The 13,821-nt window shown below is 31.1% G+C and carries 10 protein-coding genes and 1 pseudogene; 7 read left to right on the forward strand and 4 right to left on the reverse strand.

The window, feature by feature from the left end:
* The 6 genes from dnaA (at position 1) to ABZC13_RS07210 (ending at position 7,346) form a co-directional block, all read left to right on the forward strand.
* Positions 1-1,308, forward strand: a complete 1,308-nt coding sequence (gene dnaA / locus ABZC13_RS07185; RefSeq protein WP_373001817.1) for a chromosomal replication initiator protein DnaA — start codon at positions 1-3, stop codon at positions 1,306-1,308.
* Between the two features lie 178 nt (positions 1,309-1,486).
* Entirely contained in the window at positions 1,487-2,554 is a 1,068-nt protein-coding gene (gene dnaN, locus ABZC13_RS07190; protein ID WP_373001819.1) for a DNA polymerase III subunit beta, read from the forward strand.
* Between the two features lie 142 nt (positions 2,555-2,696).
* The gene (gyrB, locus tag ABZC13_RS07195; protein WP_373001821.1) at positions 2,697-5,006 is read left to right on the forward strand and encodes a DNA topoisomerase (ATP-hydrolyzing) subunit B; all 2,310 of its coding nucleotides are present in this window, start codon (positions 2,697-2,699) and stop codon (positions 5,004-5,006) included.
* A gap of 25 nt (positions 5,007-5,031) precedes the next feature.
* Positions 5,032-6,441: an EAL domain-containing protein gene (locus ABZC13_RS07200; protein ID WP_373001823.1), complete on the forward strand. Its 1,410-nt coding sequence runs from the start codon at positions 5,032-5,034 to the stop codon at positions 6,439-6,441.
* Between the two features lie 15 nt (positions 6,442-6,456).
* Positions 6,457-6,834, forward strand: coding sequence for a preQ(1) synthase (queF, locus tag ABZC13_RS07205; protein WP_373001825.1), 378 nt, complete (start codon positions 6,457-6,459; stop codon positions 6,832-6,834).
* A gap of 41 nt (positions 6,835-6,875) precedes the next feature.
* Positions 6,876-7,346, forward strand: coding sequence for a hypothetical protein (locus tag ABZC13_RS07210; RefSeq protein WP_373001827.1), 471 nt, complete (start codon positions 6,876-6,878; stop codon positions 7,344-7,346).
* Here ABZC13_RS07210 and ABZC13_RS07215 read toward each other — a convergent pair.
* Positions 7,333-8,583: a CCA tRNA nucleotidyltransferase gene (locus ABZC13_RS07215; RefSeq protein WP_373001829.1), complete on the reverse strand. Its 1,251-nt coding sequence runs from the start codon at positions 8,581-8,583 to the stop codon at positions 7,333-7,335. The two genes, ABZC13_RS07210 and ABZC13_RS07215, sit on opposite strands and share 14 nt — an antisense overlap.
* A 263-nt stretch (positions 8,584-8,846) precedes the next feature.
* On the opposite strand from ABZC13_RS07215, the gene typA reads away from it, so the two are divergent.
* A complete protein-coding gene (gene typA / locus ABZC13_RS07220) occupies positions 8,847-10,649 on the forward strand; it encodes a translational GTPase TypA (RefSeq protein ID WP_373001830.1) in 1,803 nt (600 codons plus the stop codon).
* A 55-nt stretch (positions 10,650-10,704) separates the two neighbouring features.
* Here the strand turns inward: typA and ABZC13_RS07225 are convergent, their stop codons facing one another.
* The 3 genes and pseudogenes from ABZC13_RS07225 to ABZC13_RS07235 all read right to left on the reverse strand — a co-directional run bounded on the left by ABZC13_RS07225 (position 10,705) and on the right by ABZC13_RS07235 (position 13,767).
* Positions 10,705-11,091, reverse strand: a complete 387-nt coding sequence (locus ABZC13_RS07225; RefSeq protein ID WP_373001920.1) for a CZB domain-containing protein — start codon at positions 11,089-11,091, stop codon at positions 10,705-10,707.
* Positions 11,092-11,133: 42 nt separating this feature from the next.
* Positions 11,134-11,799: pseudogene (locus tag ABZC13_RS07230) on the reverse strand (methyl-accepting chemotaxis protein); the annotation flags it as partial.
* A 183-nt stretch (positions 11,800-11,982) separates the two neighbouring features.
* Positions 11,983-13,767, reverse strand: a complete 1,785-nt coding sequence (locus tag ABZC13_RS07235) for an EAL domain-containing protein (RefSeq protein WP_373001832.1) — start codon at positions 13,765-13,767, stop codon at positions 11,983-11,985.
* Positions 13,768-13,821: the final 54 nt, after the last annotated feature.

Genomic DNA, 13,821 nt, shown 5'->3' on the forward strand with positions numbered 1-13,821 from the left:
GTGAATATAGGTCAAGAAGTTTTAGAATTACTGAAAGAAGAGATAACAGAAGTACAATATAACAGATATATTAAGCAACTTACTTATGATGCTAAAAAGTCATCAAGTGATTTAGTAATTTTTTATGCTCCAAATGCTCTGATTAGTAACTGGATAAAAAGTAAATATAGTGAAAAGATAGCTCATCTGTTTGAAGTTAAGAGCGGTTCTAAAGTAAGTGTAAGAATAACACTTAAAAATTCAATAGATTCAAAAATAAAAAAACAAAAAATTGAACAAAAACAACAACACTCCCTACTAAATCCTTCTCATACTTTTGACAATTTTATGGTTGGTGGATCTAACCAGTTTGCCTATGCAGCTGTAAAGAGTGTTAGTGAAAAAGCCGGCGAGGTTTATAATCCTCTTTTTATATATGGTGGTGTTGGTTTAGGAAAAACTCACCTAATGCAATCTGCAGGAAATGTTTTTCAAAATCAGGGTAAAAGTGTTATATACACATCAGTTGAACAATTTTTAAATGACTTTATACGTCATGTTAGAAATAAGACTATGCCTTCATTTCAAGAAAAATATCGTAAATGTGATGTATTACTTATAGATGACATTCAATTTCTAAGTAATAAAGAGGGTATTCAAGAAGAATTTTTCCATACATTTGAAGCTCTAAAAGGTTCTGGAAAACAAATTATATTAACTGCTGACAAGCATCCAAAGAAAATAGGCGGCTTAGAAAAAAGATTACAAAGCAGATTTGAATGGGGACTAGTAGCAGATATTCAACCACCTGAACTTGAGACAAAAATAGCTATCATAAAGAAAAAATGTGAGATCAATAAAGTAAAACTTTCAAACGATATCATTAACTATATAGCAACTGTTATAGAGAGTAATGTTCGTGAAATAGAAGGTATCCTCTCAAAGTTACATGCATATTCACAACTCATGCATATTGATATTGATTTGGCATTTACTAAAAACGTATTAAAAGATCAGCTTCAAGAAAATCGCGCTAATCTAACACTTGATACTATTACAAATAATGTTGCAAAAGACCTAAATATAAAACCGACTGAAATTCGTTCAAAAGGTAGAAGTAAAAACCTGGTTTATGCTAGAAGAATATCTATTTATCTATGTCGTGAACTTACTCAAAATACTATGCCTCAACTAGCTCAGTATTTTGGAATGAAGGATCATACAGCCATAAGTCACACACTTAAAAAGATTAATGAACTGATGAAAAATGATGAAGATTTTAAAGTAAAAATTGAAGAATTAACTAATAAAATAACTTCGGTCTCTTAAAAGTGACACATTTGATTAAAAAAAAAGATATAATCATAAAAGTGAATAGGTGTGAAAAGAGTTGACTTGGTTCATCACATGCAAGAAGCTCTTAAAATAGGAAGGAAGAGGTGATATTCACATAATCACACCCTCCTACTACTACATACTAAAATATTATATAATTATAGGAATTAATATGAAAATTACTGTTTCTAAATCAATCATAGAAAACATACTAGTTTACACTCAGCCATTTTTAGAAAAAAAAGATACTTCACAAATAACTTCTCATGTATATATAAATGTAAATGATTCTAAACTGACTATAAAAGCTACTGATTATGAAATAGGCTTAGAAGTATCTACTGATAAAATAAATATAATATCTACTGGTAGTACTACTGCTAATGGTAAAAAACTATTAGACATTATTAGAATTTTAAAAGATGGGGAAATAAATTTAGAAATTAAAAATGAAATGTTATATATTTCACAATCTCACTCTAACTTTAAACTACCTACTTTTTCTTATAATGAATTTCCAGAGTTTCCAAGTTATGAAGGAAAATCTCGCATATCAATTGAATCTCACTCATTAATAGAATCACTTAAAAAGATAACGCCGGCTATTGACACTAATAATCCTAAATTTGAATTAAATGGTGCTCTTATAGATATAAAACAAGACAGTATAAACTTTGCATCCACAGATACGAGAAGATTAGCTATTGTCAATATTCCAAATCAAAGTGCTAGTGAATTATCAATAATTCTTCCTAAAAAAGCTATTATAGAAATTCAAAAACTTTTCTTTGATAACATAGAACTCTATTATGATGACACTAATCTTATAATTCATTCAGAACAATATACTTTTTTTACAAAACTAATAAACGGAAAATTTCCTGAATATTCTAGAATTATTCCAAAAGAAGTCTCTAACACATTAGTTTTACCAAAAGCAATTATGATTGACTCTATTAAACAAATAACTACAATATCTTCAGATGTTAAAATTACTTTTTTAAATAATTTTATAACATTTGAATCATTAAGTGATGATAATATAGAAGCAAAAACAGAAATTAGCTACAACACAAATTTTACGGAAGAATTTGTAATAGCAATTAATTCTAAATATCTTTTAGACTTTTTAAATAGTATAAATTCTTCAGAATTTAGTATAGGATTAAATGAAGGTAATTTACCTTTTTTACTAGTTGATAATAACTTTAAAACAGTTGTTATGCCTATTGTTATATAAATATAAAAAAAACTAATTTACTTCACATTTTGTGAAGTAAATACTCTACATTTTCTACAAAAAATATTTCATAAAACTTTATTTTAGTAAACATTGGATAGAATATCCTCAATTATGCCAAAATGGCTATATGGAGATGTTAATGGAAAATTACGGTGCTAGTAATATTAAAGTCCTTAAAGGTTTAGAAGCTGTTAGAAAAAGACCTGGTATGTACATTGGTGATACAGGTCATAGAGGTCTTCATCATTTAGTTTATGAGGTTATTGATAATTCTATCGATGAGGCAATGGCTGGCCATTGTGATACTATTAATGTAACACTGACTAAAGATGGAACTTGTAGAGTATCTGATAATGGTCGTGGTATTCCAACAGATATGCATCCTACAGAAGGAATGTCAGCAGCTACAGTTGTTTTAACAGTTCTTCACGCCGGTGGTAAGTTTGACAAAGATACTTATAAAGTTTCTGGTGGTCTTCATGGTGTTGGTGTTTCTGTTGTAAATGCACTTTCAGCTGATCTTAAAATGACTATTCACAGAGAAAAAGAGATTTTTGAACAAAATTTTAAAGGAGGTATTCCTCAAGAAGCATTAGCAATTGTAGGAAAAACTCGTAAAACTGGTACTACAATTGAGTTTTCACCAGATCCAAGCATATTTACGGAAACTATAACATTTGAATACGATTATTTATCAAAAAGATTTAAAGAGTTAGCATATCTTAATCCTTTTATAACTATTATTTTTGAAGATGAGAGAACAGATAAAAAAGAAGAGTATCATTTTGAGGGTGGTATAGCTCAGTATGTTGCAGATATGAATAAAAAAGAGATAGTAGCTCAAGTTTATTCGTTTTCAGCAAAAATTGAAGATATAGAATTTGATATTGCACTTATGTATAATGACTCTTATGAAGAAAAACTTGCATCATTCGTAAATAATATCCGTACCCCAAACGGTGGTACACATGAAGCTGGTTTTAGAGCTGGGCTTACTCGTGTTATTTCTAACTACAACACTCAAAATGGTGCAGCAAAAGAAAAAGATATAAAAATTTCTGGTGATGATGCAAGTGAAGGTCTTATTGCCATTGTTTCTGCTCGTGTTCCCGAACCTCAATTTGAGGGACAGACAAAAGGTAAACTCGGAAATACATATGTTAGACCATTGGTTCAAAAACAGACTTATGAATTACTTTCTAAATATTTTGAAGAAAACCCTTTAGAAGCTAAAGCTATAGTTTCAAAATCTCTGATGGCTGCTCGCGGTCGTGAGGCTGCTAAAAAAGCTCGCGAGCTTACTCGTAGAAAAGATTCAATGAGTGTTGGTACTCTTCCTGGTAAACTAGCTGATTGTCAAAGTAAAGATGCAAGTATTTGTGAACTTTATCTGGTGGAAGGGGATTCTGCGGGCGGTTCAGCTAAAATGGGTCGTGACCGTGTATTCCAAGCAATTTTACCACTTAAAGGTAAGATTCTAAATGTTGAAAAAGCAAGATTAGAAAAGATCTTAAAATCTGATGAAATCACTAATATGATTACAGCTATGGGTTGTGGAATAGGTGAAGAATATAATGAAGATAAACTTCGTTATCATAAACTTATCATCATGACAGATGCTGATGTCGATGGTTCTCATATCCAGACTCTTTTACTGACTTTCTTCTTTAGACATTTCCGTGATGTTGTAGAAAAAGGTTATTTATACCTAGCTCAACCACCACTTTACCGTTATAAAAAAGGTAAAAAAGAAATCTATTTTAAAGATGATCGTCAGATGAATGACTACCTGATTGAAAATGGTATTGAATCTTTAGAAGTTGAAGGTGTTGGTAATAATGACTTGATCTCATACTTTAGAATGGTTGATCATTATAGAGGTTCACTTGTTGCATTAGAACGTAGATATGCACTAGTTGATCTAATTCGTCATTTTATAGAAAATCCAGACTTAATAGGTTTAGATATCAAAAATATGTATACAGAAGTTGAAAATTTTTTAACTGATTCTGGAAATAATATATTAACTAAAAGTATAAGTGATGATTCGATTCATATTTTTGTTCAAACAAAGGATGGTATGGAAGAGTTACTTATAAATGATGATTTATTTGCAGCTCCTCACTTTAATGAAGCAAGTTTTGTTTTTAGAAAAATTCAAGAGTGGGATATAAGTTTTGAAGATGATATATTAAAAGTTCTTGAGGATATTAATGAATATGCTAAAAAAGGTGCATATATCCAGCGTTATAAAGGTCTTGGTGAAATGAATCCAGATCAACTTTGGGAAACAACAATGACACCTGAAAATCGTGTTTTACTTCAAGTAACAATTGATGATGCTGAAGTTGCATCTGATGCATTTACTCTATTTATGGGTGATGAAGTTGAACCTCGTCGTAACTATATAGAAACTCATGCTAAAGATGTTAAACACTTAGATGTTTAACGTATAAAGTCAGATCGGTACTCAAATGTTACTTCCACAAACTAAAGAAAGAGAGTACCGCTTTAAACTAGCGCTTAGAATGGGACTCCCCATCTTTGCATTAGTTATTATCTTAGTCTCACATAGATTAATCACAAGTTATGAAAGCTTAGATACATCATTTTATGTAGAAGTAATTTTACTTTTAACATTTAGCATATACTTCATTTTTTACATTATCTATAAAAGTTTTGATATAAGAATTACAGAAGCTGTATCAAAAACATTTACAAGAGAATATTTATATGAGCACTTAAAAAAAGAGATAAAGGCTAATAATGAATATACACTAGTTCTAATAAGTATAGATAATCTTAGTGATATAAATAGTCGTTATGGTATTAAAAATGGAGATAAAGTACTAAAAAAAGTAGTTTCATGGGTGGGAAAATATCTTGAAAGTAAAGATATAACAAATTTTCCGATGGGTCATATAAAAGGTGGAGATTTTGTTATAGGATTAAAAGGTTCAAAGCATCAATATGAAACTATATTGGAATTGTTGTGTCTTAAGAGTGATGAATTTATTGTAGATGACATAGAGGTAAAAATCAGTGGAGCAATAACTGATAAAACTTTTTCAGATGAACTTGAGTATCTAATAGAAAAGCTTTTTGAAGTTCAAGAGAGAAATAGAAATCAAAAATTACTTTTTCAAAATTCTGAAGAAATAAGTCCACAGAAGCAAGAATCATTTGTGATAAATGCAATTAAAGATAAATCATTTATTGTCATGACTCAAGATGTTTTTGAAGATGAGAAGTGTGTTATAAAAGAGTGTTTTGTAAAATTAAAAACACCTGATGGAAAAATAATCCATCAAAAAACATATATGAAAGTTCTTGATAAACTTGGATTAATGGTTGATTTTGACTTGATGATATTAGAACAAAACATAGTTAATTGCTGCGCAGACTCTAAAGAAATTTTTGCCATGAATATATCCCCAAGTTCACTAAGAAACCCAAGTTTTATATTTAAGGCAAAAGAACTTTTAGCATCTAAAAAAGATATAAAAAACAGATTGATATTTTTACTTAGTGAATCACACTATTATCCACAAATCAATAAATACAACTCTACTTTAAAGATACTTAGAGATATGGGTGTTATTATAGCCATAGATAGGCTAGGGGCTATTCATACAAGCTTCTTATATCTAAGAGACCTAGATATAGATATTGTCAGATATGACTCATTTTATACAAAAGATATAAGAGATGAAAAGTATAATAGCATTATAAAGGGCTTTAATGTTATGGCACACAATAAAGGTGTTAAAACATGGATAAAAATGGTTGAATCACAAGATATAAAAGATGAAGCAAAAAATCTAAAAATAGATTATATACAGGGAAATTTTATGGCTCCTGTTGAAAAAAAATATGAAAATTAAACAAAAGGAAACAGTATGAAATATGGCGAAAAAATAGTTAATGATTTTGATGTAGATAAAGATTTGGAGATATGGCCAAACCAACACAAGAGAGATTATCTTATAAAAATGACTCTTCCGGAGTTTTCTTGTCTTTGTCCAAGAAGTGGATATCCTGATTATGCAACAATATATCTCGAATACACGCCAAACGAGTGGGTAGTTGAATTAAAAGCGATGAAATTATATATAAATTCTTTTAGAGATAAACATGTATCACATGAAAATAGCGCAAATGAGATATATGAAACACTAGAAAATAAAATAAAACCTAAATATATGAAGATTGTAGCCGATTATAACCCACGTGGAAATGTCCACACAGTAATAGAAATAGATAGTTCTAAATTATAGGAGTGTATTTTTCCTCCTAACAACCTGATAAAGAAGATAAAATGTTTTCGAAAATGCTTGGTAAGATGAAAAGTAGTTCATCTGATAATCAGGAAAATAGAGAGTTAGTTGACAGAATTTCAAAAATGAATCTAACAGATATGAGAGCCTATATAAACAATAGAGTACCGAACTTTCCGGTAAATGAGGAAGGTTTGATTGAAGTTCTTCATAAATTATTAGAAGTTGATGAAAAAACATCTAAAAGATATATTGATATTGATGATAATGACAGTAAAATCAAAAAAGGTTTTGATCTAATTATAAGTGTATTAACAAATAAAAAAGTCACTGTTACCAGTATAGAGCTGGTAACAGAATTTTTAGATAAATCAAGAGATATTATTCAAAAATATGACAAAGAAAATAAGCAGATATATTGTACAAAATTTAAAGATTCTATAACTTTAGCTATTGATAATATGAATGCAAAAAGTGAATTACAAAGAAAAATGGATTTTATTGGTGGTTAAGTAGATAATTATTTAACCATTTTATAGCCTCATCTTTAGAAAAAAATTCTCCATGCATCTGTGCTTCATATGCCGAATCTAGTATTACAGAAAATTCACTAGATGGCTTTATTCCATATGAAACTAAATCTCTTCCTAATAAAATAGCAGGTAGTCTTTTATTTATAATATTTAATTCTTGTGCTCTGGTTGCAATTATTTTTCCAATTCCAAATAAGGCTTCAGACAAGACTACCAATTCTTCTATATTTACCTTAGTAGCCAGTTTGTAAAGATCATAATCGTTAATCTCTTTTGAGCAAATTTTTACAATAGTCTTTAAATTATCTTGAAGTATTATAATGCTATTTAATAGGGCTTTATCATTTGAGAGCTTAGATATAAAATCTTGAACTTCAGATGAAGTGAACCCATAACATAGAGATGCTAACATTAAAACTTCGTTTGTTCGCTTGTTAGTTATTTTTAATCCTGCAATTTTGTCTATAGCATTCATAGAACGTGACCAATTCTCGTCTTCTAACATTTCTAAACTTGGAAAATATTTTAAAGCACCTAGTTCTTTGAGGAGCGTAAAACCTAAAGACGGCTTCTTGGATTTTAGTAAGTTTTTCTTTATCTCTTCGTAAATTCTCTCTTTAGCAAGTTCTGAGAGCATATTTTTTTCTATCATTCGCTTACAAAGCAGAAATAGCTCTTTATCCATCTTTAAATTGAACCTGGAGCAAAATTGAACAGCTCTTAAAACTCTTAATGGATCTTCTACAAAAGTCTTTGCATCTACCATTTTTAGGGTTTTCTCCTTTAAATCATTGATCCCATTAAATGGATCGATTAAAGTCTTATTTAGAACATCATAGCCTATTGCATTCATAGAAAAGTCTCTTCTTCTTGAAGCATCTATAAAATCGAGATTTTTTTGGATTTTTATATCAAAACCAGAGTGTCCAGATGCTATTTTTGAATCGATTCTAGGAAGAGTAAAATCCAAAACATAGTTTTCAATTTTTAGTTTGCACACTCCAAAACTTTTTCCTACTCTGTTGATACTTCCAAATTCTTTTAAAATATTTTCCAATTTTTCAAAAGAAGAGATATTATATACCTCAATATCTATGTCGTCTGATTCAATATTTAGTAAAAAGTCTCTAATAAATCCACCAATAATGATTACTCTAGCATTATTTTTTTCTAGTTTATCAAAGATTTTATTTAAAAAATTTGGATATTCAATCATATCTGACTCAATTATTTGATTTATACTATTAATATGACATAAAGCATATTTTAGTATTTATTTGACTAATGAAACTTTATGTATATATTATATCAATTTATATGAGTATATTTATTATAACATGTGTAGATATTTAAAAGTATATTAATAGATTTTGCTAGATATAACATTATTTTAGGTATAATCGCGAAAATTTTTCATATAAATAGGAAGTGTGTATTACTTCTTTATAAAGTTTGAAAAGTATCTATGGAGAAGTATTAATGCAAAAGATTAGAAATATTGCAGTTATTGCACACGTTGACCACGGTAAAACTACACTAGTTGATGGACTACTAGAGCAGTCAGGAACATATGGCGCTCATGAAGCACATGATGAAAGAGCTATGGATAGTAATGATTTAGAAAAAGAGCGTGGTATTACGATTCTTTCTAAAAATACAGCTATACGTTATAAAGATCACAAGATTAACATTATTGATACTCCGGGTCACGCTGACTTCGGTGGTGAAGTTGAACGTGTACTTAAAATGGTAGATGGTGTTTTAGTACTTGTTGATGCTTATGAAGGTGTTATGCCACAAACAAAGTTTGTTGTAAAAAAGATGTTAGCGTTAGGTAAAAAACCTATTGTTGTTATTAACAAAATTGATAAACCTTCTGCTGATCCGGAACGTGTTGTAGATGAAATGTTTGACCTTTTCGCTGCAATGGGTGCAACTGATGATCAACAAGATTTCCCAGTTATTTATGCAGCTGCACGCGATGGTATGGCAAAAATGGATATGAGTGATCCTGATGGAAACTTCGAGTGTATTTTTGATGCTATTTTAGAGCATGTTCCTGAACCAGAAGGTGACAAAGATAATCATACTCAAGCACAAGTATTTACACTAGACTATGATAATTATGTTGGTAAGATAGGGATTTCTCGTATCTTCAACGGTACGGTAAAAAAAGGTGACAATATCATGCTTGCAAAAGCTGATGGTGAATTTGTTAAGGGTAAAATTTCTAAACTTATTGGTTTTCTTGGTCTTAACCGTATGGAAATTCAAGAAGCTGAAGCTGGTGATATTGTTGCATTTGCTGGAATGGAAACAGTTGATGTTGGAGATACTATTTGTGATCCGGCTAATCCAATGCCACTTGACCCTATGCACATCGAAGAGCCGACTTTAACAGTTGTTTTTGCTGTAAATGATTCTCCACTTGCTGGTAAAGAGGGTAAGCATGTAACTTCTAACAAACTTAGAGAGAGACTTGAGTTTGAGATGAATACAAATGTTGCGATGAAACTTGAAGTTGTTGGCGAAGGTAAATTTAAAGTTTCAGGTCGTGGTGAACTTCAAATTACAGTACTTGCTGAAAATATGCGTCGTGAAGATTTTGAATTTTCAATCTCTCGTCCGGAAGTAATTGTTAAAGAGATTGAGGGTGTTAAATGTGAACCATTTGAACATTTAGTTATTGATGTTCCTGAAGAATTATCTGGTGGTGTTATTGAACGTCTTGGTAAACGTAAAGCTGAGATGAAATCAATGCTTCCAATGGGTCAAGGTTTCCAAAGAATCGAGTTTGAAATTCCTGCTCGTGCACTTATCGGTTTCCGTGGACAATTCTTAACAGATACTAAGGGTGAAGGTATTATGAATCACTCTTTCTTAGAGTTCCGTCCATTTAGTGGTACAGTTGAATCAAGATCTTATGGTGCACTTATCTCTATGACTCCTGGTTCTACTTTGGCATTCTCACTATTTAGTATTCAAGATCGTGGTGTACTTTTCATAGGTGTTCAAACTGAGGTTTACGAAGGTATGATAATTGGTGAGCATTCACGTTCAAACGATTTAGTTGTTAATCCTATTAAAGGTAAAGCTCAATCAAATGTACGTTCTTCTGGAGCTGATGAAGCTATCAAGCTTATTCCATTTAGAGATATGTCATTAGAGCGTGCGTTAGAGTGGATTGAAGATGATGAGCTTCTAGAAGTAACTCCTAAAGCTGTTCGTATTCGTAAAAAATTCTTAACTGAGAATGAGAGAAAAAGAAACTCTCGTAAATAGTAGCTATCTTTCTATATTTTCATAGGTTTCAAACCTATGAAAATATATTTAAAGACTAATCTTTGTCGTGAAGTATTTTATCCAAGATTGCAAATACTTCATTACTTCCTTTCTCCATCTCAGCAAATGCCGCCACTAATGCATTTGTATCAATATTCTCTTCAGCTATTAGATCAAAAACTTTATGTGTACCGTTATGTACTGTAGCATGAGGAGTCTCTAGTTTAGGATATGATGGAGTTTGAGAGAATACCTCTTTACCTTCACCCTCATTGTACCACTTACCTAAACGACAGTTGTGATGATCAACAAATTTAAACTTCTCTTCTTTAGTAGCGGCAGAGTAGTACGTATTTGTTTTCCATAGTATATGGTCAAGTTTTGCTAAAGACATAAAGATACGATCTGTTGTAAAGCCTATTGTTTTAAATGATTCTTTCATCTGCGTTGCATCATCTTCAAGAGAAGAATTTAGCTCTGTAATAAGTTCGTTTGAACCACCTATACCTTCTTGAATCTCTGTAAACTGCTCTGACATACTATCTACATCTTGTTTCATGCTCTGAAGAGATATATTAATTTCACTAACAGCTTTATCTGTTCTATCAGCAAGTTTTCTAACTTCATCTGCAACCACGGCAAAACCACGACCATGTTCTCCTGCTCGAGCTGCTTCTATGGCCGCATTAAGTGCTAGAAGATTTGTTTGGTCTGAAATGTCTTTAATTAGTGCTAAAATAGTTGTAATATCATCTGTTCTTGCTGCTAATCCGTGAACAGTATGCATAGAGGTGTCTGATAGTTCATTTAATCTATCAAGAGTTGCAACAACGTTATTTGTCTTTTCACTTATGTCAGAAATACTTTCAACCAAACTATCCGTATTGTTAAGTGATTCCTTAGATGCACTTACAGATTCAGCCATATTTCCCTGGATGTCCATTAGATTTAATCTTAGATGCTCATTTTGCATCTCCATAAGGCTATCTGCGGTACTTCTTGTTGATTGTTTAGATTTAGAATGCAGTTCATTCTCAAGTTCTTTTATACGATGATGTAAAGCAGTATTGTCATTGTGTAGTGTTTCATTGGCTTCTTTTAACTTGTCATAGTCGGCTACTGGTACACCAGAGTTTGAAAATAATCCCATCTAATATCCTTTTAATCACTTTCTTATAGAAAGATAAATATATTTTATTAATGATTCTATCTAACATGTGATAAAAGAAATATTAAATAACGATAAGTATAACTTATATTATATATTTAATCTTCTCAAAATAAGAACAATATAGCTACAATTGAATGATAAGAAAATGGGACTATAACTATCCTAATTTGTATCTTTGTTTGTTAAAAACTTCGTCATATCTTCTATAGATAAAGGACGTGAATAATAATAACCTTGAATAAACTGACAACCGTTTTTCAAGATAAAATTTTTCTGTTCCTCAGTCTCTACACCTTCAGCGATTACCTTGAGGTTCAAACTGCTACAAAGACTGATAATAGTCTTTGTTATCGCTGTATCATCAGCATCTTGAGGTAGATCTTTAATAAATGATCTGTCTATCTTTAGTTTGTTAATAGGGAGTCTTTTAAGGTAAGCTAGTGAAGAATAGCCCGTTCCAAAGTCATCTATAGCAATAGAAATTCCTAAGTCACTCAGTTTTTGTAGAGTCTCTATAGAGGCTTCAGGGTTATTCATAATCTGATTTTCTGTTAGTTCAAACTCTATATTTTTATATGAGCATTCTTCACAATCAAGTATATTTTCAACAAACTCTATAAAATCATCTTCTTCTATCTGCTTTATAGCCAAATTTAGTGCAAGTTTTCCAGGATTGAGACCAGCTTTATCCCATTTTTTAAATTGAGTAAGTGCTTTTTTCATAACTATTCTATCTAACTCTACTATCATCCCGGTAATCTCAGCAAGAGGAATAAATTTATCCGGATAGATAAAGCCCATTGTTGGATGCTCCCATCTAACAAGAGCTTCCATACCAACTAATTTATTTTCTTTAGCATCTATCTGTGGCTGAAAATATACAACAAGTTCATCTTCCTCAAGAGCTTTTCTAAGTGCTGTTTCTAAAAATACTCTCTCAAAAGCTCTCTCGGTCATTGCCTCATCATAAAAACAGTAAGTATTTCTTCCATCACCTTTGGCCTTATACATAGCTGCATCTGCATTTTTTAAAAGAGTAGATGCACTGTTGCCATCACTTGGATAAACAGAAACACCTATACTCATACCTATATATAAAGTATGTCCATCAATTTCTATAGGCTTTTTAAGAATCTCCATGCCGCCAGAAATGATATCTGACATATCTTCTATGTCGATAATATCATTAAGTATGATACAAAATTCATCTCCACCCAGTCTTGAGAGTGTATCAGACTTTCTCATCTGATTTTTTATTCTGCGACTTACTTCAATTAAAACTTTATCACCTACGCCGTGACCTAAAGAGTCATTTATCTCTTTAAAGTGATCTAAATCTATAAATAATACAGCTACTTTATTATCGTATCTTTGCGCTAAATTGATTGATTGTTGAAGCCTATCCATAAATAGGACACGGTTTGGTAGATCAGTTAGTGAGTCATGGTTAGCTTGATATTCTAACTGTTCTCTCTGTTCATCAAGTATTTTGAGATTTTTTTCTAGATCTAGTTGTATTTTTTTGAGATTTGTAATATCGCGACCGGCACCCACTGTACCAATTGTTTTCCCATCTACATCATAAAAAGGGGCTTTATACACTTCTAGATAGAGTAATTCACCTTTAACATTGCCATACTCTTCAAACTTCATAGCTTCACCATTCTCTATGACAACTTGATCAGAGTTAAAACATAACTCACCAAATGTATGCCAATTTGGTTTGTCACTATGAGATTCCCTCTCTCTTAGGGCAAAAAAGACATCGCCTTTACCAATAGGTTCATCGGTGTCTTTTGCCATTAAAAGACCATCACATATTGCTTTGTTAGCATATAGATATTTACCATTTAAGTCTTTAACCCATAGCATATCGGGCAGTTGTTGAGTTAAAAGTTTTAGTAATTCTGAGTTGTGTTCTTTGAGGTCAGAGAGTTTAAATGGCATAGTAGAATGTCTCCAGAAAGCGCTTTTAAAGACATTCTACAATAATTATTAAAT

This window comes from Sulfurimonas sp. (assembly GCF_041563035.1).
Lineage (GTDB): Bacteria > Campylobacterota > Campylobacteria > Campylobacterales > Sulfurimonadaceae > Sulfurimonas.

Coding starts and splice junctions, on each gene's coding strand:
- ABZC13_RS07210 (WP_373001827.1), top strand. CDS start 6,876: ATGTTTTCGAAAATGCTTGGTAAGATGAAAAGTAGTTCATCTGATAAT.
- typA (WP_373001830.1), top strand. CDS start 8,847: ATGCAAAAGATTAGAAATATTGCAGTTATTGCACACGTTGACCACGGT.
- dnaN (WP_373001819.1), top strand. CDS start 1,487: ATGAAAATTACTGTTTCTAAATCAATCATAGAAAACATACTAGTTTAC.
- ABZC13_RS07215 (WP_373001829.1), bottom strand. CDS start 8,583: ATGATTGAATATCCAAATTTTTTAAATAAAATCTTTGATAAACTAGAA.
- ABZC13_RS07225 (WP_373001920.1), bottom strand. CDS start 11,091: ATGAAAGAATCATTTAAAACAATAGGCTTTACAACAGATCGTATCTTT.
- ABZC13_RS07200 (WP_373001823.1), top strand. CDS start 5,032: ATGTTACTTCCACAAACTAAAGAAAGAGAGTACCGCTTTAAACTAGCG.
- queF (WP_373001825.1), top strand. CDS start 6,457: ATGAAATATGGCGAAAAAATAGTTAATGATTTTGATGTAGATAAAGAT.
- gyrB (WP_373001821.1), top strand. CDS start 2,697: ATGGAAAATTACGGTGCTAGTAATATTAAAGTCCTTAAAGGTTTAGAA.
- ABZC13_RS07235 (WP_373001832.1), bottom strand. CDS start 13,767: ATGCCATTTAAACTCTCTGACCTCAAAGAACACAACTCAGAATTACTA.